The organism is Marinobacter adhaerens HP15 (assembly GCF_000166295.1).
In the GTDB taxonomy this organism is placed as follows: Bacteria; Pseudomonadota; Gammaproteobacteria; order Pseudomonadales; family Oleiphilaceae; genus Marinobacter; species Marinobacter adhaerens.
On record NC_017506.1, the window covers coordinates 3,284,011 to 3,307,258 of the forward strand.

The 23,248-nt window shown below is 59.6% G+C and carries 21 protein-coding genes and 1 riboswitch; of the genes, 8 read left to right on the forward strand and 13 right to left on the reverse strand.

The annotated features are described in order from the left end of the window. Positions 1-5: 5 nt before the first annotated feature. The 10 genes from HP15_RS15545 to pqqA form a co-directional block, all read right to left on the reverse strand. The gene (locus tag HP15_RS15545; protein ID WP_014578343.1) at positions 6-1,382 is read right to left on the reverse strand and encodes a class II fumarate hydratase; all 1,377 of its coding nucleotides are present in this window, start codon (positions 1,380-1,382) and stop codon (positions 6-8) included. A 67-nt stretch (positions 1,383-1,449) separates the two neighbouring features. Further along, positions 1,450-1,734 (reverse strand): hypothetical protein, encoded by a 285-nt coding sequence (locus HP15_RS15550; protein ID WP_008171059.1) that lies wholly within the window; start codon positions 1,732-1,734, stop codon positions 1,450-1,452. A gap of 84 nt (positions 1,735-1,818) precedes the next feature. Continuing rightward, entirely contained in the window at positions 1,819-3,585 is a 1,767-nt protein-coding gene (locus HP15_RS15555; RefSeq protein ID WP_014578344.1) for a PAS domain-containing hybrid sensor histidine kinase/response regulator, read from the reverse strand. Further along, positions 3,569-4,732, reverse strand: a complete 1,164-nt coding sequence (ercA, locus tag HP15_RS15560) for an alcohol dehydrogenase-like regulatory protein ErcA (RefSeq protein ID WP_014578345.1) — start codon at positions 4,730-4,732, stop codon at positions 3,569-3,571. Before ercA ends, HP15_RS15555 begins: the two co-directional genes overlap by 17 nt. A gap of 44 nt (positions 4,733-4,776) precedes the next feature. Further along, positions 4,777-6,699 (reverse strand): S9 family peptidase, encoded by a 1,923-nt coding sequence (locus HP15_RS15565; protein ID WP_169702175.1) that lies wholly within the window; start codon positions 6,697-6,699, stop codon positions 4,777-4,779. Further along, positions 6,665-7,801 (reverse strand): pyrroloquinoline quinone biosynthesis protein PqqE, encoded by a 1,137-nt coding sequence (gene pqqE, locus HP15_RS15570; RefSeq protein ID WP_014578347.1) that lies wholly within the window; start codon positions 7,799-7,801, stop codon positions 6,665-6,667. Before pqqE ends, HP15_RS15565 begins: the two co-directional genes overlap by 35 nt. Next, a complete protein-coding gene (pqqD, locus tag HP15_RS15575) occupies positions 7,798-8,073 on the reverse strand; it encodes a pyrroloquinoline quinone biosynthesis peptide chaperone PqqD (RefSeq protein ID WP_014578348.1) in 276 nt (91 codons plus the stop codon). The genes pqqE and pqqD overlap by 4 nt, the downstream gene beginning before the upstream one ends. Next, the gene (gene pqqC / locus HP15_RS15580; protein ID WP_014578349.1) at positions 8,073-8,828 is read right to left on the reverse strand and encodes a pyrroloquinoline-quinone synthase PqqC; all 756 of its coding nucleotides are present in this window, start codon (positions 8,826-8,828) and stop codon (positions 8,073-8,075) included. Before pqqC ends, pqqD begins: the two co-directional genes overlap by 1 nt. After that, positions 8,825-9,754 (reverse strand): pyrroloquinoline quinone biosynthesis protein PqqB, encoded by a 930-nt coding sequence (pqqB, locus tag HP15_RS15585; protein ID WP_014578350.1) that lies wholly within the window; start codon positions 9,752-9,754, stop codon positions 8,825-8,827. The genes pqqC and pqqB overlap by 4 nt, the downstream gene beginning before the upstream one ends. Positions 9,755-9,807: 53 nt before the next feature. Further along, entirely contained in the window at positions 9,808-9,879 is a 72-nt protein-coding gene (gene pqqA / locus HP15_RS21995; RefSeq protein ID WP_007153157.1) for a pyrroloquinoline quinone precursor peptide PqqA, read from the reverse strand. Between the two features lie 277 nt (positions 9,880-10,156). On the opposite strand from pqqA, the gene acuR reads away from it, so the two are divergent. Genes acuR through HP15_RS15600 form a run of 3 tightly spaced genes read left to right on the forward strand, consistent with a single transcriptional unit; the run spans position 10,157 to position 12,449 of the window. Then, positions 10,157-10,798, forward strand: coding sequence for an acrylate utilization transcriptional regulator AcuR (acuR, locus tag HP15_RS15590; protein ID WP_014578351.1), 642 nt, complete (start codon positions 10,157-10,159; stop codon positions 10,796-10,798). A 44-nt stretch (positions 10,799-10,842) separates the two neighbouring features. Continuing rightward, positions 10,843-11,826, forward strand: a complete 984-nt coding sequence (acuI, locus tag HP15_RS15595; protein WP_041645626.1) for an acrylyl-CoA reductase (NADPH) — start codon at positions 10,843-10,845, stop codon at positions 11,824-11,826. 44 nt (positions 11,827-11,870) lie between these two features. Then, complete coding sequence (locus tag HP15_RS15600; protein WP_041645628.1) at positions 11,871-12,449, forward strand: peroxidase-related enzyme; 579 nt, start codon at positions 11,871-11,873, stop codon at positions 12,447-12,449. 186 nt (positions 12,450-12,635) lie between these two features. Here the strand turns inward: HP15_RS15600 and exaC are convergent, their stop codons facing one another. After that, complete coding sequence (gene exaC / locus HP15_RS15605; RefSeq protein ID WP_041646366.1) at positions 12,636-14,156, reverse strand: acetaldehyde dehydrogenase ExaC; 1,521 nt, start codon at positions 14,154-14,156, stop codon at positions 12,636-12,638. Positions 14,157-14,531: 375 nt separating this feature from the next. Further along, positions 14,532-14,637, forward strand: a riboswitch (guanidine-I (ykkC/yxkD leader). A gap of 58 nt (positions 14,638-14,695) precedes the next feature. Between exaC and HP15_RS15610 the strand changes: the two genes are divergently transcribed. From HP15_RS15610 to HP15_RS15630, 5 genes are all read left to right on the forward strand, one after another. Next, entirely contained in the window at positions 14,696-15,421 is a 726-nt protein-coding gene (locus tag HP15_RS15610; RefSeq protein ID WP_041645631.1) for an urea amidolyase associated protein UAAP1, read from the forward strand. 12 nt (positions 15,422-15,433) lie between these two features. Next, a complete protein-coding gene (locus HP15_RS15615) occupies positions 15,434-16,072 on the forward strand; it encodes an urea amidolyase associated protein UAAP2 (protein WP_014578358.1) in 639 nt (212 codons plus the stop codon). Next, a complete protein-coding gene (gene uca, locus HP15_RS15620; protein ID WP_014578359.1) occupies positions 16,063-19,689 on the forward strand; it encodes an urea carboxylase in 3,627 nt (1,208 codons plus the stop codon). Before HP15_RS15615 ends, uca begins: the two co-directional genes overlap by 10 nt. A gap of 70 nt (positions 19,690-19,759) precedes the next feature. Further along, positions 19,760-20,827 (forward strand): putative urea ABC transporter substrate-binding protein, encoded by a 1,068-nt coding sequence (locus HP15_RS15625; RefSeq protein WP_014578360.1) that lies wholly within the window; start codon positions 19,760-19,762, stop codon positions 20,825-20,827. 82 nt (positions 20,828-20,909) lie between these two features. Next, a complete protein-coding gene (locus tag HP15_RS15630) occupies positions 20,910-21,521 on the forward strand; it encodes a TetR family transcriptional regulator (RefSeq protein WP_014578361.1) in 612 nt (203 codons plus the stop codon). On the opposite strand, the gene HP15_RS15635 is transcribed toward HP15_RS15630, so the two are convergent. Then, positions 21,504-22,394 carry a bifunctional transcriptional activator/DNA repair enzyme AdaA gene (locus tag HP15_RS15635; protein WP_014578362.1) on the reverse strand — a complete coding sequence of 297 codons (891 nt, stop codon included), beginning with the start codon at positions 22,392-22,394 and terminating at the stop codon, positions 21,504-21,506. The genes HP15_RS15630 and HP15_RS15635 overlap by 18 nt on opposite strands. Before the next feature lie 94 nt (positions 22,395-22,488). Further along, on the reverse strand, positions 22,489-23,187 hold the full coding sequence (locus tag HP15_RS15640; RefSeq protein WP_014578363.1) for a Crp/Fnr family transcriptional regulator: 699 nt from the start codon (positions 23,185-23,187) through the stop codon (positions 22,489-22,491). Positions 23,188-23,248: the final 61 nt, after the last annotated feature.

Genomic DNA, 23,248 nt, shown 5'->3' on the forward strand with positions numbered 1-23,248 from the left:
ACCGATCAGGCGATACCGCCCCGAGTCAGCTTGAGCGGATCCATCAACTCCTCAAGCCGCTCCCGGCTCAGGCCGCTGCGTTCCTCCGCTACATCGATGACTGGCCGGCCCGTTTTATACGCTTCCTTGGCGATGTCTGCCGCCAGGCTGTAGCCGATCTCGGGATTAAGCGCTGTCACCAGTACAGGATTCTTGCCCACGCCCGCGTTCAGATTGTCGGCATTGACCGTGAAATCCTTGATCGCCTTGTCCGCCAGCATGATGGCCGCATTGGCGAGCAAATCGGTCATGTCCAGCAGGTTGCCGCCCACCAGCGGGAGCATCACGTTGAGCTGGAAATTACCGGACTGACCGGCAATGGCCACGGCGCTGTCCAGCCCCATCACCTGGGCGCCGACCATGGCCACGGACTCCGGGATGACCGGATTGACCTTGCCCGGCATGATACTGCTGCCCGGTTGCAATGCCGGAAGACTGATTTCAGCCAGGCCGTGAATAGGGCCGCTGTTCATCCAGCGCAGATCGTTGGCGATCTTGGTCAGCACGATGGCTGCTCCGCGCAATTGTGCGGAGAGGGCCACCGGGGCATCCACCGCGCTCTGGCCGGTGAATTTGTGATCGAGCGACGTAAAAGGATAGCCGGTGTTGGCCCGCAGGAACTTGACGAACTGGCCCGGAAATTCCGGTAGCGCATTGATTCCGGTACCCACCGCCGTGCCGCCCTGGGGAACGGCCAACAGCTCATCAGCTGCGGCTTCTACCCGCTTTTCCACGGCCAGAAGCTGTTCGCGCCAGGTTTTCAACTCCTGGCCGAGGGTCACCGGCATGGCATCCATCAGGTGGGTGCGGCCGGTTTTTACCTGGCTGGAAAACGCCGCTTCCTGCTCGTAGATCACACCGCAAAGATGTGACAGCGCCGGCAGCAGCTTCTCCTTGGCTGCAATCACGGCACTCACGTGGATCGCCGTTGGAATCACGTCGTTGGAGCTCTGGCTCATGTTCACGTGATCGTTCGGGTGCACCTCGAAGCCTGCGTTGCGGGCGATACTGGCGATCACCTCGTTGACATTCATATTGGTGCTGGTGCCGGAGCCGGTCTGGTAGCGGTCTACCGGAAACTGATCCGCGTACTCGCCCTTGACCAGATCTTCGCAAGCCTGAGAGATCGCATCCCGCAGATCGTTGTCCAGCAGGCCCAGGCTGGTATTGGCCTCGGCGGCTGCGCGCTTGATCTGGGCAACGGCGGCAATAAACGGCTGAGGCATTGGCTGGCCACTGACCGGGAAGTTTTCCACCGCCCGCTGGGTTTGAGCGCCCCAGAGCGCATCAGCAGGTACCTGGACGTCCCCGAGGCTGTCGGTTTCCGTTCTGAATTCGCTCATATTCCCTCCTGTCCGTGCATTTGCACTGTGGGCTTCTTGGCGTGTACGCCAGGGGCCCGGCCATGGCTCAGCCGCCGCCCTGGGATCTGAGCCGGACATGGTCGCAGATGCCCGTAACCTGTTCAAAATTGAGGATCAGGGTATGAACGGTGTTGGTGTAGGTGTCGTGCAGGTGAAACTTGTAACGGTGCTGCTTTTCACCCTGCAGAAACGCATCGTACTCGCGGACCAGCTCACGCACATCCCCACCGGAATCCTTGCTCCAGGTCGCATTGAACGGACCCAGCACGGCACCGCCAGCCAGGCAGATGGTGACTTCGTGATTCGTCAGACCATTCTCAGGAACTGTCATGGTTATCTCCCTTTCGATGAGCCTCTGGTAAGTGTAGTACTGCCTGGCAATTCATGTCTGAGGTATGGAGAAGGGAGATATATTTCAGGCCGAGGCAGAAGTCAGCAAGCTGGTCATCAGAGCCCTGAGCCGGTTCGGCTTCACAGGCTTGTTCAGGATGGGCAGTTCCTGGGCCCGAAGGAGTTTGCGGGTGTCGTCGCTACGATCTGCAGTGATAATGGCGGCGGGAATATTCTTGCCAAGGTAACGGCGAACCCCGTGAACTGCATCGTAACCGGTTCGCTCATTGTTCAGGTGATAGTCCGCAAGGATAAGGGCCGGTATCTGGCCGGTTTGCTCGAGAGCCTCCACGGCCTCTGCCTTGCTGGCGGCTGTGAGCACATCACAGCCCCAACGCTCCAGCAGCAACTGCATGCTCTCCAGAACCGCCGGCTCGTTGTCGATCACCAGCACCGGCACACCGTCAAAGCCATCGGCGAAATTCTGGAGCGAATCTGTACGGGCCATATCCGGTCTGGCCTGAGCGGGTTCAAGCGGCAGGGTCAGCACGAAGCGGGAGCCACGACCGGGCCGTGATGACACATCAATGTCGTACCCCAGCACCCGGACCATCCGTTCCACGATGGCCAGCCCCAGGCCCACGCCCTGCCGGCCGCCGGTGCCCTGGGGCAACAGCTGGTGAAACTCGGTGAAAATGTCCCGGAGCTTGTCTTCCTCGATGCCAACACCGGTGTCCCAGACTTCAATCCGCAGACGGTCGCCGCGGGATCTCAACGCCATGACAACACCGCCCTTGCGGGTGTACCGGAAGGCATTGCTGAGAAGATTTCGGAGGATACGGGTCAGCATGCGCTGATCTGTTCGTACCATCGCCGGAATGGTGCGTACCCGGAACCCGAGGCCGGCATTGCTGGCAACGGCCTCGAACTCCTCCCCGAGGGATCTGGCCAGGGCGGCTACATCGGTATAAACCAGATCAGGCTTCATTGCCTGCTGGTCGAGCTTGGAGATATCCAGCAGGTCCGCCAGCAGGTCTTCGGCGCCCTCCAGTGCCCGATGTACCTGGTGCACCATGCGGGTTTCCTGTTCCGGCAGCGTGCTGTCCTGGAGCGCGGATATCATCAGCCGGGCTGCATTCAGGGGCTGGAGCAGGTCATGGCTGGCCGCCGCGAGATATTTATCCTTGCTGCGGTTGGCCTCTTTGGCGGCTTCCATGGCAACAAAGAGCTCGCGCTCAACCTTCTCGCGCTCCTCAATCTGGTAGCGCAGGCCCACATTGGCATTCTGCAATGCTTCGGTCCGCTCTTCCACGCGCCGCTCAAGGGTGGCGTTCAACTGCTCCAGTTTCTGCCGGGCCAACACTCGCTCGGTTATGTCGGCAACGAAGGCTTCCACCACTTCCGGTCCGAGGTCCGGGCGTCGCAGCAGGGTGACAGCAACGTGGACCGGCGTGCGATCAGCACGCTGGAAACGGGTTTCCCGGGCACTCAGACTGCCCTCGTCGAGAAGCTCCTGACGTATGGCATCGAATTCACTGGAACTGCAGAACAACTGTTCACGGAGCCGGATGACCTTTTCCGTGAGCGCCTCGGGGCTGTCATAACCGCAGATTCTCGCCATCGCCGGGTTGCAGGCCAGAAAGCCGCCCCGCAGGTTGGCCTGGAAGATACCGTGCAGCGCGTTCTCGAACAGCCATTTGTAGCGGTTGCGTTCCTGCTCCAGCTCGTCAATGCGTTCCTGCAGAGCCGGGTAATAGTTCTTGCGGACGGACTGGCTGCCCAGCCCGAGAAGATCGCCAATTCCGTAGCTACTGTCCTGTTCGCCATCCTTGCTGTCAGAGGGCTTCTTCATAGACAACCTGGACATCCCGCAGCGACGACTTCCGGGGGTTGGTGAGAATGCACGGGTCCTGCAACGCAAAGCCGGACAGGTGGGGAATGTCGGACACCGAAACACCCAGCTGGGCGAGACGCGCCTCCAGCCCAACCCGACGCTTGAGCTCTACAATGCGGTTCATCAGCCGTTTTTTGATTTCCGGCTTGGCCATTCCACGGGTATCGATATCCATGGCTTCGGCAACGCGGCGGAAACGGTCTTCGGCAGACTGGAAGTTGTAAGCCACCACGTGCTCCAGCAACAGCGCATTACACAGACCATGAGGCAAATCCAGGAAACCACCCAAGCTATGGGACATGGCGTGTACTGCCCCGAGAATGGCATTGGAGAAGGCCAGCCCCGCCTGCATGGAGGCCAGCATGATCTGCTCGCGGAGATAGGGATCTGCCGTGTTGTCCACCAGCGGCTCAAGATTCCGGTTGATTAACCGGATTGCCTCCAGCGCATGGGTATCGGTCAGCGGGCCGCTGCCAGTCGACACGTAAGCCTCAATGGCATGCACCAGGGCATCCACCCCGGTGCAGGCGGTGAGGTAGGCATCCATGGTCTCGGTAACTTCCGGATCGATCAGGGACACATCCGGCACTACGGCCTTGCTGATGATCGAGAATTTGAACCGGCGGTTGGGATCGGAAATGATCGCAAACTGGGACACATCCGCCGAGGTACCTGCCGTGGTGGGAATCAGGATCAGAGGCGGTGACGGGTTGGTGATGGTATCGACGCCCTCGAATTCCAGGATGCTACGACCGTGAGTGGCCACGATACCGATGCCCTTGGCGCAGTCCATGGGGCTGCCACCGCCGATGGCAACGATGACATCACACTCATTGGATTTGTAGAGTTCGGCCCCGGTCATCACCTCATCCACCTTGGGATTGGGCGATACGCCGGTGTACACGGTCGAGCGGATACCCGCATCGGTCAGCAGCGTCACGATTTCATCCACCCAGCCGGCGGCGGCTACCCCCGGGTCCGACACCAGGAAGACATGACGGGCACCGAAATTACTGGCGAAGTTGGCCACGGACTTCCGGGAGCCGGCACCAAACACGATTTCCGGTGAGACAAACTTTCGCAAGCTGGATATATCGTGACTCATCAGACTGCACTCGACCGCTTGTTGTTATAGGAATAGCCGAGAGTTTAACTCAAGTTCTCCGCGTGATCATTGGCCTTTTGGCTATGCTTTCGGTAGAAGCTGAACATCCATTCGAGCATACCTGCCTGGTTGGCCTGGCGCCGGAAACCGTGACCCTCGTCTTCAAACCAGTGGAGCTCTGGCGCCCTGCCAGCCGCTTTCATGGCCTCTGCCATGGCACGGGTCTGCTCGGGCACCACAACCTTATCCTGCCCGCCCTGGAAAAAGATCATGGGCGCGGTAATGCGATCAGCGTGAAACAGAGGCGTTCTGTCCCGCCACCGCTTCGGGTGCTTTTCTGGCGAGCCCAGCAACCAATCCAGATAACCGGACTCAAAGCGATGGGTCATGGCCCGTAAGCGCATGGGATCCGTCACGCCGAACATGCTGGCACCGGCGGTAAAGCGCTGGCTTCGGATCATCGCCATCAGGGCCGTGTAGCCCCCGGAGCTGCGACCCTGGATAAACACCCTGCTGCCATCAGCCAGGCCGAAAGAGGCCAGGTGATCTGCCGCCCGTTCCATATCCGCGACATCCACTTCACCCCACCGCCCTTCCAGGGCCAGGCGGAACTCACGACCAAAGCCGGTGCTGCCTCGATAGTTGATTTCAGCGACGGCAAATCCCCGCTGACACCAGTACTGAACCTGGGGATTGAATACCGGATAGGCCGCCGACGTCGGCCCTCCGTGAGCAATCAGAATCAGTGGAGGGACGTCTGGCGTGGCCAGCTTGGGCGTGTAGAAAAACCCATGGATAGAAGCTTCGCCCGGGTTCAGGGCTGGAATCTCGATATCCAGCGGCAATGCCGCCCTCGCCTCTGGCATGGCCTCCTCGCCCCCGGCAATGGTGCGGGCCTGTCCGGTCTCGAGATCAATCTCGAGGACGGCGTCGAGGCGACTGGATGCTCGGCCGATGCAGTAGAGATGCTCGCCAGCCGACTGCAGACAACGGAAGTCGCCAAAATCCCGGGCAGCCCGGATTGCGTCACCGGTTTGACCGGAGCTGAGCCAAAGTTCACCCGTGCCATTACAATAACGAACCCTTGCCCAACCGCCCCGGCCTGTTGGGCAGTGGTGGGACTCGCCCAGCTGCCAGGGGGCATTGGCATGATCCCGGGCGGGTGAATCGCTGGCGTGCCAGCTGCCCTCGCCCGACGTATCAATACGCCAGGGTTGCCACCAACCCTCGTGGTCGGACAAAACCCAGAGTTGGTTGCCATCGAACACCGGCTGCTGTACCGAAGCCTCAGAAGGTGTTGGCCATTCCCGGCCTTGATCCAGCAATCCATCTTCAGAGCAATTTGCGGTCCACAGCCGTGAACGCAGCCAGGGCATATCGGGCAGCTGCCAGCTGGTCCAGGCAACCTGACTGCCATCGGCCGAGACCGCCGGCGCGCTGTAAAAATCCAGGCCGGAATGAAGCACCGAACGCTCGCCCTGCATGGAGACGGCAACCAGCTGCTGCTTGCCCTCTGCTTCCCGTACCGCGAGCACCCGTTGACGGTACTGGTCAGCGACCAACCCACCATAGGCCGCCCCGGGGTCATCGGTCAGGCTGTGGCACTGGCCGTCGGCCAGACTGACAAACCGTATCTGTTGATCCTCGCCAACCACGAACACACCGCTGTCGGCAGCCGCCAGGGCACCACCACCGTAGCCATTTACCCGGCTGCGAATGCCAAGATCATCAGGTCCAAGGCGAACAGGCCCCTGATTGGAAAGGTGCCAGAGCGTATTGCAGCCGCGGGCCGGATCCGTCTCCAGCCAGAACACACCCGCCGGGGACACCGCAAGTTCCCCACGCTGGACATGCGCCGAGCAGGCCTCGTAGGCACTCAGTACCGTTTTGTCGTGGTGATGGCCGACCAGTGCAGGATTGATGGCGGAGTTGTTAACCCCGGAAGAAAAGCCGTGAATTGTCCGCATTTCGATATACCAGTTCAGTCAGGCCGGCCGTGGCATGATCGGCAGCTTTCCTCGCTGCCAGTATTCGATCATGATACGACGATTTGCTGCATACTGGATCTGCGTTATCGGCGTTGCCGGTCAATAGATAGGCCTGACAGCGGCAACCACCAAAGTCTTTTTCCTTCTCATCGCAGGAACGGCAGGGCTCCGGCATCCAGCTGTCGCCCCGGTAATGGTTGAATCCAGGGCTGTCGTACCAGATGCTTTGAAGATCCATGTCTCGAACATTGGGGAAATCGATGGGCAATAATCGCGCGCTGTGACACGGCAGCGCCGTGCCGTCCGGCGCGACCGTCAGGAACAGATTGCCCCAGCCATTCATACAGGCTTTCGGGCGCTCTTCGTAATAGTCCGGTGTGACAAAGATCAGCTTCATGGCCGAGCCGGATTGCTGCAGCCGTTCCCGGTACCGGTTCACTTCCTGCTCTGCCTTCACCAGCTGCGCTTTGGAAGGCATCAACCCTTCCCGGTTTTCGAAGGCCCAGCCGTAATACTGGCATGTGGCCAACTCGACGTAGTCCGCCCCCAGGCGCTCGCACAAATCCATGATGTCGTTCATCTGGTGGATGTTGTGGCGGTGGATCACGAAGTTGAGCACCATGGGATAGCCGGCTTCCTTCACCGCCCGGGCCATGGCCAGCTTCTGGTCAAAGGCCTTTCGGGAGCCGGCCACGGCGTTGTTCAGTTCCGGATCGGACGCCTGAAAGCTCACCTGGATATGATCCAGCCCCGCCTCGGCAAAGGCATCCACCTTGGCCTCCGTCAGGCCCAGCCCTGAAGTAATCAGGTTGGTGTAATACCCCAGGTGCCGCGCCTCGGCGATCAGCTCCGCGAGGTCCTGGCGGACCAGGGGCTCGCCGCCGGAAAAACCCAGTTGCGCCGCCCCCATCGTGCGGCCCTGTCGAAGCACACTCACCCACTCCTCGGTGGTCAGCTCCTGTTGGGTTTGCGCAAAGTCCAGCGGATTGGAGCAATAGGGGCATTGCAGCGGGCAGCGATAGGTCAGCTCTGCCAGCAGCCACAGGGGCGGCCCGGCGTTGTGGGGGTTGGTCGTGCTCATGACAGTTCAATCCAGTGTTGGTGCCGGGCGTCCTGCAAAAATTCGCTGACGTCCTTGCCAAGCGGGCCGGCGTCGGGGAACTGCTGCTCCAGACTGGCGACGATGTCGGCCACGGTACGCTGACCGTCCACCTCGTTGAGAATGGCGCCGGCACTGCCGTTGAGCTTCACCATACCTTCCGGATAAAGCAGCACATAACTTTCCTGTGCCGGCTCCCACTGGAACCGGAATCCTCGCCGAAAACGCGGTACTTCATACATACCCACCTCCATTACAGTCCCCGGTGCCAGACCTGTTCGTCGGTCACGGTGTGGTACGGCGGGGTGCGGTGGCTGTAGGCCATGGTCATGGCATCCAGCATGGTCCAGAGGATGTCCAGCTTGAACTGAAGAATCTCCAGGGCCCGGGCCTGCTGTGCCTCTGTGGTGAAGTGGTCGAGGGTAATGGTCAGGCCATGTTCCACGTCTCTTCTGGCTTCGGACAGACGCTTGCGGAAGTAGCTGTAGCCGCTCTCTTCAATCCACGGATAGTGGGCGGGCCAGCTGTCCAGTCGGGACTGGTGGATTTCCGGGGCAAACAGCTCGGTCAGTGACGAACAGGCCGCCTCCTGCCAGGTCGCCCGGCGGGCGAAGTTCAGGTAGGCGTCCACGGCAAAGCGTACCCCGGGCAGCACGTGGCGTTGATCAATCACCTCTTCCCGGCTCAGGCCCACCGCCTCGGCCAGGGACAACCAGGCTTCGATGCCGCCGACATCCCCGTCGTGGCCATCGTGGTCCAGAATCCGCTGCAGCCAGAGCCTGCGCACACCAGCGTCCGGGCAGTTGGCCATGATGGCGGAGTCTTTCTGGGGAATCTTGATCTGGTAGTAGTACCGGTTGGCCACCCAGCCGCGGATCTGTTCGGGCGTGCACTGCCCGCCGTACATGGCTTTATGGTACGGGTGGTGGATGTGGTAGTACTGGCCCTTGGCGCGCAGGGTCTGCTCGAAATCCGTCCGGTTCATGGCGGTGTTGGCTTTGGCGTTCATGGCTGCCCCGACAGGTCGATGTGCATTCCATCCCAGGACACCTCGATGCCGTGGCGGGTCAGCTCCGCCCGCTCCGCGGAGTCCTCGTTCAGGATCGGGTTGGTGTTGTTGATGTGTATCAGGATCTTGCGCTGGGCCGGCATGGCGTCGAGCACCTCGATCATGCCACCCGGGCCGCTCTGGGCCAGATGGCCCATGGCCTGGCCGGTCTTGGTGCCTACTTCCTGGCGGATCATCTCGTCGTCGTGCCAGACGGTCCCGTCCACCATCAGCACGTCGGCCTGGCGCATCCAGCCGAGAATACGGTCGTCCGGCTCGCCGAGGCCCGGGGCATAAAGGACTGTCTGACCGGTGCGGGTGTCTTTCAGGAACAGGCCAATGTTATCGCCCGGGTGCGGGTTGTCCCGGCGCGGTGAATACGGGGGTGCGTTGCTCAGCAGCGGAATGGCGGTCAGCTCGATGGACGGTGCGCAGGGAATGGTAAAAGGCGTCTGCTCGGATGCCTCGATGCGCTGCCAGTTCAGGCCACCGTTCCAGTGCTTGAGCATGGTGAACAGCGGAAAACCACCGCTGAGGTCTTCATGCACCTGTTCGGTACACCAGACATCCATCGGAAGACCCTCGCGCAGGGACAGCAGGCCGGTGGTGTGGTCCACCTGGCTGTCCATCAGCACAATGGCATCAATACCCGTGTCTCTCAGTGCTCTGGCAGGCTGCATGGCGTCGAACGAGGCCAGCTGGGCGCGAATGTCGGGGGACGCGTTAAACAGGATCCAGTGCTCGCCGTCTTCACTGATGGCAATGGAAGACTGGGTACGGGCCCGGGCGTTCAGGGTGCCCTTCCGGAAGCCGTCGCAGTTGGCGCAGTTACAGTTCCACTGGGGAAAGCCACCGCCTGCAGCGGAGCCCAGAACGTGAATCAACATGGTGGGTTACTCCACAAGCAAAACGGCCAGCTCGAGGCTGGCCGCTTCAGCACTCAGCGATTGGCGAAGTACATAGTGACTTCGAAACCGATGCGGAGATCTTCGTAGGCTGGTTTGGTCCACATAATGCTCACCTCTATTGTCATGATTGTTAGCGCATTGAGGGTGAATCAACGACATTGCCGATAACCCAGTTCCCATCCTATCGGCCGGGGCAAGGGGCCAATATGGTACTTTGGAACTGTTTTTGGCCACCACAAAGTAGCATCGCTCCCACTTGGGAGAGCGAATCCCATTCCGCCCTGGCTGCACCCCATAGCAACTTCACTTGATTTTATTAGACGACCAGTCTAGTTTATTCCGATAATTAAATAGACGATCGGTCTAAATTGAGTCAAGACGATGAACCAGACAGCAGACATCAAGCGAAAACGGGGCCGCCCCCCGAAGACTGAAAATGCCGATTTCAGGGATACCCGGGAAACGCTCATCACCGTGGGCCTGTCAGTGCTGACGGAGAAGGGTTACTCCTCCACCGGCATCGACGAAATACTTCGCAAAGCCGGCGTACCGAAAGGCTCCTTCTACCACTACTTCGACAATAAAGAAGCCTTCGGCCGGATCCTGATCGAAGCCTACGGCCGCTATTTTGCGCGCAAACTTGATCGCTGGTTTGAAGATCGCGCCCTCACTCCTCTGCAGCGGCTCGAAGCGTTTGTTGAGGATGCCAAAACGGGCATGGCCAGGTTCGAGTATCGCCGCGGCTGCCTGATCGGCAATCTGGGACAGGAAATGACCGCCCTGCCCGAGGGTTTCCGTGTTCTGTTACAGGACGTTTTCACGGACTGGGAGTGCCGCACCGCTGGGGTATTGAGAGAGGCCCAGCAGGCCGGTGAGATTTCCAAGGATCTAAAGTGCGATCAGATGGCGCACTTCTTCTGGATTGGTTGGGAGGGCGCGGTGTTGCGCGCAAAGCTGGATCAATCCCCAGAACCACTGGATCGGTTCGCCCAGGGATTTTTGTCGCTACTTCGCGGCTCATGACACGGGACGAAAAACCATCCTCATTACCCAAACACGGAGGCAACATGTTTAAAGGCATACTCATTGAAGGATCACGCGGCGACCAAAAAGTGTCACTGACATCCATAGAAGAATCGGAACTGCCGGAAGGCGACGTTACCGTGGATATAGCCTTCTCAACCTTGAACTACAAGGATGCTCTGGCCATCACCGGAAAGTCACCGATCGTGAAACAGTACCCGATGATTCCAGGCATCGACTTTGCCGGCACCGTATCAAGCTCCACGCATGCAGATTTCAAGGCAGGCGACCCGGTTGTCTTGAACGGGTGGGGCGTTGGCGAGAAACACTGGGGCGGCCTGGCCGAGAAGGCCCGTGTTTCCGGTGACTGGCTGATTCCTCTGCCCAAGGCGTTTTCTCCTCGACAGGCCATGGCCATTGGCACCGCCGGCTATACCGCCATGCTTTGTGTCATGGCACTGGAAAAGAATGGCGTAACACCTGATTCCGGCGACATCCTGGTGACCGGGGCAACCGGCGGCGTTGGAAGCATCGCGGTGGCGCTGCTGGCCAAGCGGGGTTATTCCGTGACCGCGGTGACCGGCCGATCCGAAGAAGCAGACTATCTGAAGTCGTTGGGGGCCGGAAACATCCTCGATCGCGCTGAGCTGAGTGAACCAGGCAAACCCCTGGTGCGCGAGACCTGGGCCGGCGCCATTGATGTGGCCGGTGGACAGGTGCTGGCCAATGTCTGTGCCGGCATGAAATACCGTGGCGTCGTCGCAGCCTGTGGTCTCGCGGCCGGCATGGACTTCCCGTCCACCGTTGCCCCGTTCATTCTTCGGGGTGTGACCTTGTGTGGCGTGGACAGCGTGATGGCGCCCAAAGCTGAGCGACTCGAAGCCTGGAAGCGCCTGTCGGAGGATCTCGACATCGATCTGCTCGAGCGCATGATCACGGAAATACCCTTTGAAGACGCCATCGAAGGTGCGAGCCAACTGCTGGACGGCAAGGTTCGTGGGCGTATCGTCGTACCGGTCGCAGGCTGAACCGAAACTTCTTGAATCATAAAACCGCCGTAAAAGGAATTGTTATGAGCTCATCCACCGAACAACCAATAAGCCGATTCCAGGTTCCGTCGCTTGAATCACTTCCTGAGGACATTCGGGAGAAGATTCTCGCCGTTCAGGAAAAGTCCGGGTTCATCCCCAATGTCTTTCTGGTACTGGCACATCGCCCCGCCGAGTTTCGTGCCTTCTTCGATTACCACGATGCCCTGATGGAAAAAGACAGCAACCTCACCAAAGGCGAACGCGAGATGATCGTGGTCGCTACCAGCAACCTGAACCAGTGCCAGTACTGCGTGGTGGCCCATGGCGCTATTCTGCGCATCCGTGAAAAGAACCCGGAGATCGCAGACCAGATCGCCGTGAACTACCGAAAGGCCGACATCACTGATCGCCAGAAAGCCATGCTTGATTTCGCCATAAAGGTTTCCCAACAAGCCCAAGAGGTGTGTGACGCGGACTTTGAGGAACTCAAACGCCATGGTTTCAACGACGAGGATATCTGGGACATCTCCGGCATCGCCGCGTTCTTCGGGCTTTCCAATCGGATGGCAAACGTGACAAACATGCGGCCTAACGCAGAGTTCTACTCACTGGGGCGATAAAGCGCTTTGACACCACAATCCGCCCCAATAAAAAAAGGCCCTGGGAAGGGCCAAAAGAGAGTGACAGAAAAACCCGAACTCTCGTCAGAGAGCCGCCCCGGCCAGACACCGGGGAATGAAGGTGCACATCCGCTGTGCTGACTCACAGGCGGGCCCGTGTGGGAGGCCCGCTTACCGCTCATTGATTCAGAAGAAACCCAGCGGGTTGGTGTCGTAGCTGGTCAGCATGCACTTGGTCTGCTGATAGTGCTCGAGCGCCATCTTGTGGGTTTCACGGCCAACGCCAGACTTCTTGTAACCACCGAAGGCTGCGTGAGCCGGGTAGGCGTGGTAACAGTTCATCCACACCCGACCGGCCTGGATGTTGCGGCCCATCCGGTAGGCGAGATTGGTGTCGCGGGTCCATACGCCGGCACCCAGACCAAACTCGGTGTCGTTGGCGATGGCCAGGGCTTCTTCCTCGGTCTTGAAGGTGGTAACACCCACAACCGGCCCGAAGATTTCTTCCTGGAACACGCGCATCTTGTTGTCACCCTTGAACAGGGTGGGCTGGATGTAGAAGCCATTGTTGAACTCTTCATCCAGATGCTCGCGGTCGCCGCCAGTCAGCACCACAGCGCCCTCTTCCTTACCAATGGCCAGGTAGGACATGATCTTGTCGAACTGTTCTTTCGACGCCTGGGCACCTACCTGAACATCGGTGTCCAGCGGGTTGCCACGCTTGATCGACTTGGTGCGCTGAACCACCTTCTGCATGAACTCTTCGAACATGTCTTCCTGAACCAGCGCCCGTGACGGACAGGTGCAGACTTCGCCCTGGTTGAAGAACGCCAGCACCAGACCTTCCACGCACTTGTCGATGAATTCCGGCTCGGCCTTCATCACGTCGGAGAAGTAGATGTTCGGGGATTTGCCACCCAGCTCCACTGTGGACGGGATGATGTTTTCAGCCGCGCACTTGAGGATGTGGGAGCCAACCGGGGTGGAGCCGGTGAAGGCAATCTTGGCAATACGCTTGCTGGTGGCCAGGGCCTGGCCGGCCTCGATGCCGTAGCCGTTAACAATGTTCAGCACGCCCGGCGGCAGCAGGTCACCAATGATTTCCATCAGTACCAGGATGCTGGCAGGCGTCTGCTCGGCAGGCTTCAGCACGGTGCAGTTACCCGCAGCCAGACAGGGGCCCAGTTTCCAGGCCGCCATCAGAATCGGGAAGTTCCATGGAATGATCTGGCCAACGACACCCAGCGGCTCATGGAAATGGTACGCCACGGTGTTGTGGTCGATCTCGCCCATATGGCCTTCCTGGGCACGCAGACAACCCGCAAAGTAGCGGAAGTGATCAGCCGCGAGAGGAATGTCGGCGTTCAGGGTTTCGCGCACGGCCTTGCCGTTGTCCCAGGTTTCTGCAACTGCGAGCTTCTCGAGGTTGGCCTCGATACGATCCGCAATTTTCAGAAGGATGTTGGAACGCTCGGTGGGCGACGTCTTGCCCCACGCGGGTGCCGCCTTGTGCGCTGCATCCAGAGCCAGATCAATATCTTCTGCACTGGAGCGCGGAATTTCACAGATCACATTGCCAGTGACCGGTGTGATGTTCTCGAAATACTGGCCTTTTACCGGGGCAACCCACTCGCCACCGATGTAGTTCTCGTAACGGGATTTGAAAGAAACGACGGAGCCATCCTTTCCTGGTTGTGCGTAGATCATGATCTCGACCTCTTGTTGTGTTTGTCGCAGGGCAACGCGGCCTTTCGCGTTTACCCATTCAATGTAGACCCCAATTCCCAAGGTTTGAATGATGCGATGGAGGCGAAAAACTCCTCCCTTGGTAGTAGATGGCTTGAAGGCCATGCCATCATTGGTCTGGCTCTGGAATCAGTCTCCGAAAATAAATGCACTGGAAGCGCACTGACCGATGCACAAAAACGGTGCGCCCGCCCAGGCAGGAAGCAACACTGCCCCACCACGGAACTTCCACCTTAATAAAATCAGTGACTTGCCGATTGGCATGGACTCTGCAGTACATTCAGCACGCAGCGAGACGTCGGTTACTGAAACCACAATCAAAGCGCCACAATCTGACCAATGGTCAACTAGGGTTCCGGTCTGCAACCACAAACGCAGGCGACTGGTCCGAGAGTTGACGACCTTTTCCAAGGTTACACGGCGGGACAAAAGCCCGGGAGGATCGCTCAGTTACTGACGCCTCTCGCTTTTTTGGATGCCCTAACCAGGAGGAAAAGGCCATGTTGCAAACCGCAGCCCCCCTCTACGACGATCTGATTCCCGGCGGATCCCACTGGTCCTTTATCGTGCGCCGTGGCCATGTGCTGCGCCTGATTGACGAAACCGGCGGGACCAACGTCGGCATGTTGATGTACAACCCCGAGAACCCGCTCGAGCGGTACAACATGCCGGACACCCTGAAGAACCAGCACACCTTCCTGCTCACCAAAGGCCACGTGCTGCTCTCGGACATGGGCCGGGTGTTTGCCTCCATCATCCGCGATGATCTTGGCTGGCACGATACCGTCGCTGGCACCTGCAACGCCGATCTGGTGGAAAAGCGCTGGGGCAAAAAGACCTATCAGGAAGCCCATAATCACTACCACCGGAACGGGTTCAACAGCTTCCTGAACGAGCTGGCCAAGTACGGCCTCGGCAAGAAAGACCTGACCGCCAACCTGAACTGGTTCAGCAAAGTAAAAACAGATGACGACGGCAACATGGTCTTCTCCGAGGGCCACTCCCACGCCGGCGCCACCGTCGACCTGCGCTTTGAAATGGACACCATCGTGGTGCTGCACACCTGCCCGCATCCGATGAACCCGGCCAGCGAGTATCCCAGCCATCCGCTGCGGTACCAGTTGTTCAAGGCGGCCCCGGTAACCGATGCCGATCCCTGCAAGACGTCGTCCCCCGAGGCCACCCGGGCCTTCGCCAATAACGCCCTGTACCACCTGTTCCAGTAACGGAGGCCGGACATGATCAAGCAAAGCGTATTGAAGCCTGAAAACGCCGCCTTCCGTGAAACCGTACCGGCGGGCGAGTATTTCCTGAAAGTGGTAAAAGCCGGCGAGACCGTCCGGATCCTGGATCTGGAAGGCAACCAGGCCGCCGACACCCTGTTTTACAACGCCCACAATCCGACCGAACGCTACAGCGCCATCGACACCATCCGCGAGCAGGGCAATGTCTACCTGACGGCTGGTTCTAAACTGATGTCTTCTGAAAACAACGTGATGCTGGAAATCACCGCCGACACCTGCGGCCGTCACGACACCCTGGGCGGTGCCTGCGCGGCGGAGAGCAACACAACCCGTTATGCCCTCGAGAAAAAGTGCATGCACGCCTGCCGGGACAGCTGGCTGGTGGCCGTCACCGAACATGAAGAACTGGGCATGAGCAAACGGGACATCACCCACAACATCAACTTCTTCATGAATGTCCCGGTCACGGCCGACGGCGGACTCACCTTCGCCGACGGGATTTCCGATGCCGGCAAATACGTGGAACTGGAAGCGAAGATGGACGTTCTGGTGATGATTTCCAACTGCCCGCAGCTCAACAATCCGTGCAACGGCTGGAACCCGACACCGATCGAGGTGCTGGTATGGAGCTGAGCGGCAGATTCTCAAAGGTCCTGATCGCCAACCGCGGCGCCATCGCCTGCCGGGTTATTCGCACGCTGCGTGACATGGGGCTGACCTCGGTTGCCGTCTACGCCAAAGCGGATTCCGATTCGCTTCACGTACGGCAGGCGGACGAGGCGTATTCCCTGGGAGACGGCCCGGCAGCGACCACTTACCTGGATCAGGACAAACTGTTCGAGGTAATCCGCAAGAGCGGTGCCGGCGCCATCCACCCCGGCTACGGCTTCCTGAGCGAAAACGCCGATTTTGCCCGACGCTGTGACGCCGAAGGCGTGGTCTTCCTGGGCCCGACACCCGAGCAGATGGAGCAATTCGGTCTCAAGCATACGGCACGGTCACTGGCTGAAAGCGCCGGCGTACCACTGCTACCAGGCACCGGCTTGCTGACTAATCTGGAGGAAGCGATAAAAGCCGCCGACACCATCGGCTACCCGGTGATGCTGAAAAGCACCGCCGGCGGTGGCGGCATTGGCATGTCCCGCTGCTACGGCCCGGACGATCTGGGCAAGAGCTTCGAGTCGGTCCAGCGCCTGAGCCAGAACAACTTCAGCAACAGCGGCGTGTTCCTGGAGAAATTCGTGGAACACGCCCGCCATGTCGAAGTACAGCTTTTCGGCGACGGCCAGGGCCAGGTGCTGGCCCTGGGCGAGCGTGACTGCTCGGCCCAGCGTCGCAACCAAAAAGTGATCGAGGAAGCTCCGGCGCCGGGGCTGTCCGACGACGTCCGCTCCCGCATGCACGCTACAGCCCGTCAGCTGGGTAAAAGCATTGGCTACCGCAGCGCCGGCACCGTGGAGTTTATCTACGACCCGGACACCACCGAGTTCTACTTCCTGGAAGTGAATACCCGCTTACAGGTGGAGCACGGTGTGACCGAGCAGGTTTATGGCGTGGATTTGGTCCGATGGATGGTGGAACTGGGCGCAGGCACCCTGCCCGACCTGGCAAAACTGGGCAGCAACCTCGCGCCTTCCGGCCACGCCATCCAGGCCCGGATCTATGCGGAAGACCCCAACAAGGATTTCCAGCCCGGCGCCGGCCTGCTCACCAACGTGGCCTGGCCCGAGGACGAGGCCCTGCGAATCGATACCTGGATTCAGCCGGGCACAGAGGTGTCGCCGCTTTATGATCCCATGCTCGCCAAGGTGATTGTGCATGAGGCCGATCGCGAATCGGCCCGCCAGCGGTTGATGCAGGCACTCGACGACAGCCAGCTCTATGGCATCGAGACCAACCTGAAATACGTGCGCCAGGTGCTGGACGACCCGCGCTTTGCAGAGGGCAGACTGTTTACTCGAACCCTCAACGAATTCGATTACCAGCCGGCGACGGTGGATGTGCTCAGTGGCGGCACCCTGACCACCATCCAGGACTACCCCGGTCGCATCGGCTATTGGGAAATCGGCGTACCACCGTCGGGTCCTTTCGACAGTTATTCGTTCCGGCTTGGCAATCGACTGCTGGGCAATCCGGAAGGGGCTCCAGGCCTGGAAATCACCCTTAAGGGGCCGGTGCTCACTTTCAACCGCGCCACCCAGATTGCGCTGACGGGCGCCCAGCTGGACGCCACACTGGATGATCAGCCCGTGGCTTCCTGGCAGGTGATCAACGTGCCCGCCGGCGCTACCCTGAAGCTGGGCGCCACCACGGCGGACGGCGCCCGGGCCTACGTGCTGTTCCGCGGTGGGCTGGACTGCCCCGAGTATCTGACCTCCTGCAGCACCTTTACCCTTGGCCAGTTTGGCGGCCACTGTGGTCGCGCCTTGCGGGCCGGCGATGTGCTGGCGCTGGCAGATTCGGAATCTGCCCCCCTGATCACGCTGCCTGCAGAACTTAAACCGACCATCGGCAAGACCTGGAAACTGCACGTCACCTATGGGCCCCATGGCGCGCCGGATTACTTTACCGAGGAGGACATCAACACCTTCTTCGCCAGCGACTGGGAGATCCACTACAACTCCAGCCGCACCGGCGTGCGCCTGATTGGTCCGAAGCCGCAGTGGGCGCGCAGTGACGGCGGAGAGGCCGGCATGCATCCGTCCAACATTCACGACAACGCTTACGCCGTGGGCACCGTGGATTTCACCGGCGATATGCCGGTGATTCTCGGTCCCGATGGCCCAAGCCTGGGCGGCTTTGTCTGCCCGGTGACGGTCATCAGCGCTGACCTGTGGAAACTGGGCCAGCTGAAAGCCGGTGACAAGGTCCAATTTGTTCCGGTCAGTCAGGACCAGGCCGTGGCCCTGCGGGAAGCCCTCGACGAGTCCATCGCCACCCTGACCGCCGCGACCGCCCATATCAAACCGATCACACCAACCTCCCCGGTTCTGGCGGCACTCAGTGACGATGAACACGAAACCGGCGTGGTTTATCGGGCCGCCGGCGACAACTACGTGCTGGTGGAATACGGCCCAATGGAGCTGGATATCCGCCTGCGCTTCCGCGCCCACGCGCTGATGCTGTGGCTGCGTGAGCAGAATCACGATGCCATTCTGGAGCTGACCCCCGGCATCCGCTCCCTGCAGGTGCATTACGACAGCCAGAAACTGAACCAGCGCACGCTGCTGGACCTGCTGATCGGCGCCGAAAAGGAACTGGAAAAACAGCCCGAGTGGGATGTGCCCGCGCGCATCGTTCATTTGCCCCTGTCCTGGGATGACGAAGCCTGCCAGACCGCCATCGCGAAATACATGCAGTCGGTGCGCAAGGATGCCCCCTGGTGCCCGAGCAACCTGGAGTTCATCCGCCGCATCAACGGACTGGACAGCATCGATGAGGTAAAAAAGACGCTTTTCGAGGCAACCTATCTGGTGATGGGCCTGGGCGACGTCTATCTGGGCGCGCCGGTCGCTACCCCGCTGGATCCCCGGCACCGGCTGGTGACCACCAAATACAACCCGGCCCGTACCTGGACCGCGGAGAACTCCGTTGGCATCGGCGGCGCCTACCTGTGCATCTACGGCATGGAAGGCCCGGGCGGCTACCAGTTTGTTGGTCGCACCCTGCAGATGTGGAACCGCTACCGCACGACCGACCTGTTCGAGGCTGGCAAGCCCTGGCTGCTCCGGTTCTTTGACCAGGTGCGCTTCTACGAGGTCAGTGCCGAAGAACTGCAACAAATCCGGCGGGACTTTCCCAATGGCGACTACCCGATAAAGGTCGAGGAAACCCGCTTCAATCTGAAGGACTACGAGCAGTTTCTGGCGAACAACGACGACGAAATTCAGACCTTCACAGCCAAGCGCAAACAGGCCTTCGATGAGGAGCTGCAGCGCTGGATCGAGTCGGGCCAGATTAACTTCAGTTCCGAAGCACCGATCGAGGACACCGGCGAAGACGACATTGCCAACCTGCCAGCAGGCCAGCACGCGGTGGAAAGCCACGTAGCCGGTAACCTCTGGGAGTGCCTGGTCAAGCCAGGCGACACCATCGATGCCCAGCGGCCGGTGGCGGTTATTGAATCCATGAAAATGGAAATCGAATTACTGAGCCCCGTAACCGGACGCGTGGTAGACGTGCGCCGGGAAGCGGGACAGGCGGTCTCGCCCGGAACGCCGGTCGTGATCGTTGAAGAGATTACCGAGTAATGCCAGCAACCCCAAAAAACTGAAGAAAGACCAAACCTGCAAACACGGGCAAGGCCCGAGGAGAGACACCATGAATACACGCGACATCACCAAACGTCTGGCGGCCGGTCTGTTCACGGCCTCCCTGTCCATGGGTGCAATGGCCCAGGAAAAGGACTCCTTCAGCATCGCATGGACCATCTATGCCGGCTGGGTGCCCTGGCAGTATGCCGAGGACTACGGAATCATGAAAAAGTGGGCGGACAAGTATGATATCGAGGTGGATATCGTGCAGGTGAACGACTACATCGAGTCCATCAACCAGTACACCGCCGGCCAGTTTGACGGTGTGGTAGCCACCAGTATGGATGGCCTGTCGATTCCGGCCGCCTCCGGCGTGGACACAACTGCGCTTATCGTGGGCGACTACTCCAATGGTAACGACGGCCTCGTATCCAAGGATGCCAAGACCATCGAAGAGCTGGAAGGTGAAACCGTTCACCTGGTTGAGCTCTCCGTATCGCACTATCTTCTGGCACGGGCACTGGCAAGCGTCGGTCTCGAAGAGCGTGATCTGAGCGTGGTGAACATTTCCGATGCCGATCTGGTTTCCGCGTTCCAGACCGACGATGTCCGCCATGTGGCTACCTGGAACCCGCTGCTGGCGGAAGTGGAAGCCTACCCGGGTGCGACCAAACTGTTCGATTCCAGCCAGATTCCGGGTCACATCAAGGATCTGACGCTGGTGAACACGGAAACCCTGGCCGACAACCCGAAGCTGGGCAAGGCGCTTGTGGGTGCCTGGTACGAAACCATGAGCATCCTCGCCTCCGATAGTGAAGAAGGTCAGGAAGCGCGAGCATTTCTCGGCGAGCTCTCCGGTACCGACCAGGCCGGTTATGAGGCTCAACTGGCCGGCATGAAGATGTTCTGGGAACCGCAGATGTCAGTGGATTTCATTAACAGCAATGAAGCCCTGGACGCCATGGACAGCGTTCGCCAGTTCTCGTTCGAGAAGGGCCTGCTGGGCCAGGGCGCCATGAGCCCGGACTTTGTGGGCATCGAGTTCCCGGATGGCTCGATCATGGGTGACACCGGAAATGTGAAGCTTCGGTTTAACGACAGCTACATGCAGATGGCGGCAGACGGGGAGATCTGAGCGATCGTCTTCTAAAACTCTGCTAGGATCGGGCACGATTAGTCGTGCCCTTTTTTGTGGGCTTCGGAGGTGGATTGGATTTATGCGCCGTACCAAGGAAGATGCCGAGAAAACCCGCCAGACCGTGCTTGAGGCCGCGCTCAAGTTGTTTAGTCGTGACGGTTACTCACTGACGACCTTGAGCCGTATCGCCAAAGAAGCGGGCTGCAGCCGTGGGCCGATTTACTGGCACTTCGAGAACAAGGATGATCTATACGAAGCCGTTCTTGCCTACTCCCAAGAACCCCTGGAAGCCCTAGTTGCGGAGTGTTCGGGCATGCGGGAAACGCCCATTGAGGCCATGGATCATTTCATCGAGCGCTGGCTGGGCCTGCTGGCCAATGATCGTAAATATCGCCAGTCGTTCGAGATTCTGCTGAACAAGACCGAACTGACCGATGCCATGAGCCGGACGCTGAAACGGGAGCGGGCGTTGACCAAGTCGATTATTACGATGTTCCGGGATCTGGTGGGCCAGGCCGCTGAGCGGGGTCTGATCAGTACGCAGGAAGATCCTAAGGATCTGGGGCTGCTGAGTTACACCTATCTGATGGGGATTACCCAGACCTGGCTGTTTGCGCCGAAGCTGTTTTCATTGAAACGAGAGACCGCGTTTTTCCAGCGACAGTTCTGGGTGTTACTCGGCCGAGGCTGAGCGTTCCTGTTCCAGCAAATGCTGCTTTCGGTCGAGCCCCCAGCGGTAACCGCCCAGAGAGCCGTCACTGCGCAGCACCCGATGGCAGGGAATCAGCACGGCGATGCGGTTTCGCCCGCAAGCGGAGGCCACCGCCCGAACGGCTCTGGGCTCACCCAGTCGCTTTGCCAACTCTGTGTAACTCACCACCTCACCTTCGCGGACGCTCAGCAGGAGTTTCCAGACGCGTGTCTGGAAAGCGGTGCCGCGGATATCCAGAGGTACATCCGGGCGAGGCGTGTTCTGGCTGAGGTGTTCGTCCAGAGCGGCAATCCAGGCATCCAGCTCCGGCGATGCCTTTGCCTCAGAGGGAACCAGTCGTGCCTTCGGAAACTCTCTCTGCAATCGATCCTGAAGCGCCGCTTCGTCATCCCCGAATTCGGCAAAACACACGCCCTGATCGGTGGCGGCCATCATCAACAGGCCGAGTGAGGTTTGCCGGCAGGCATGGGTGATGGTTTCACCTTCCCCACCCTTGCCGTAACGGGACGGCGACATGCCGACCTGTCGGTCCGCCTTTCCGTAAACGCGACTGACCGACCCAAAGCCGGCATCGTATATGGCGTCGGTCACCGTTTGACCATGCTTGAGGGCCTGTTTGAATGTCTTCAGGCGCAATGCATCCTGATAGGCCTTTGGCGAAACTCCGAAGGTTTTCTTGAACGCCCTTTGGACGTGGGATGCCGAGAGCCCTATGAATGCCGCCATGTCTTCGAGTGTCAGACGCTCATCCGGCCGGCTTTCAATAAATCGCGCCAGCTCGACCATTCTATCGGGCGCACTGGCAGACAGTTCCGGTTCGCGGTCCACCGCCGAGCGTTCATTGCAGGCCATGTGATGACTCCTTTATCTGCATCCGACCATTCGTTGAAAGGATGCGCGTTTGCGGCCGGCGCTGCCATCCGTTTCTTGCGGTGATCACACATCATTAATCAAGCGATTGGATATACGCCTGCAAGGCCCGGGGACTGCAAAGGGTAATCTGTCCGTAGCCCAAGGCGAGCAAGCTCCGGCTTTCGAGGGCCTTGATACGACTGTGCACCCCTTGCCTCGTCATGCCCATCATGTTGGCCAACTGTTCGCGAGTGAGTTTCAGGGCGACTGGTTCCACCGATGAAGTGCGCACGCCCTGGATTTCCGCCAGGAACAGCAAGCGCCGCCCAATCCGCGCGGTCACGCCTCGCAGGGCGTCATCCTCAATAATCGACATGGCTGACCAGAGTCGCCGGCTGACAAGGTCCAGAGCAATCGGATAGCTCTCAGGGTAGCTTGCCATGAGTTGCCGGAAACTTTCGCCAGGCAACTCAACGATGACAGCTTCCTCGTGGGCTGTCGCTCCATAAACTCTGGGCATACCCGGCGAGAAGACGGTATCTCCGAACCAGGATCCGGCATCAAAGATGATCAGGGTCGCCTCGCGGCCCGCTGCATTCACAGAGGTGATCCGCACGGTTCCGCTGGCAATCACGCAGAGTGTTGACTGCATTGATCCCCGATCATAAATGGGATCGTCGGCGCCAAACCGTCGCGTTCTGGCCATGGCCGCCACTTCCCGAAAAGCCGTATCCGGGAAGCCCGCCAATAAAGGGCAGGAACGCATCACCGCTTCCACGTCTGGCACCGCCATCAACAATCTCCAAAACTGGCAAGACAACCCCATCAAATGTAAACCATTTGACAGTTTGTTG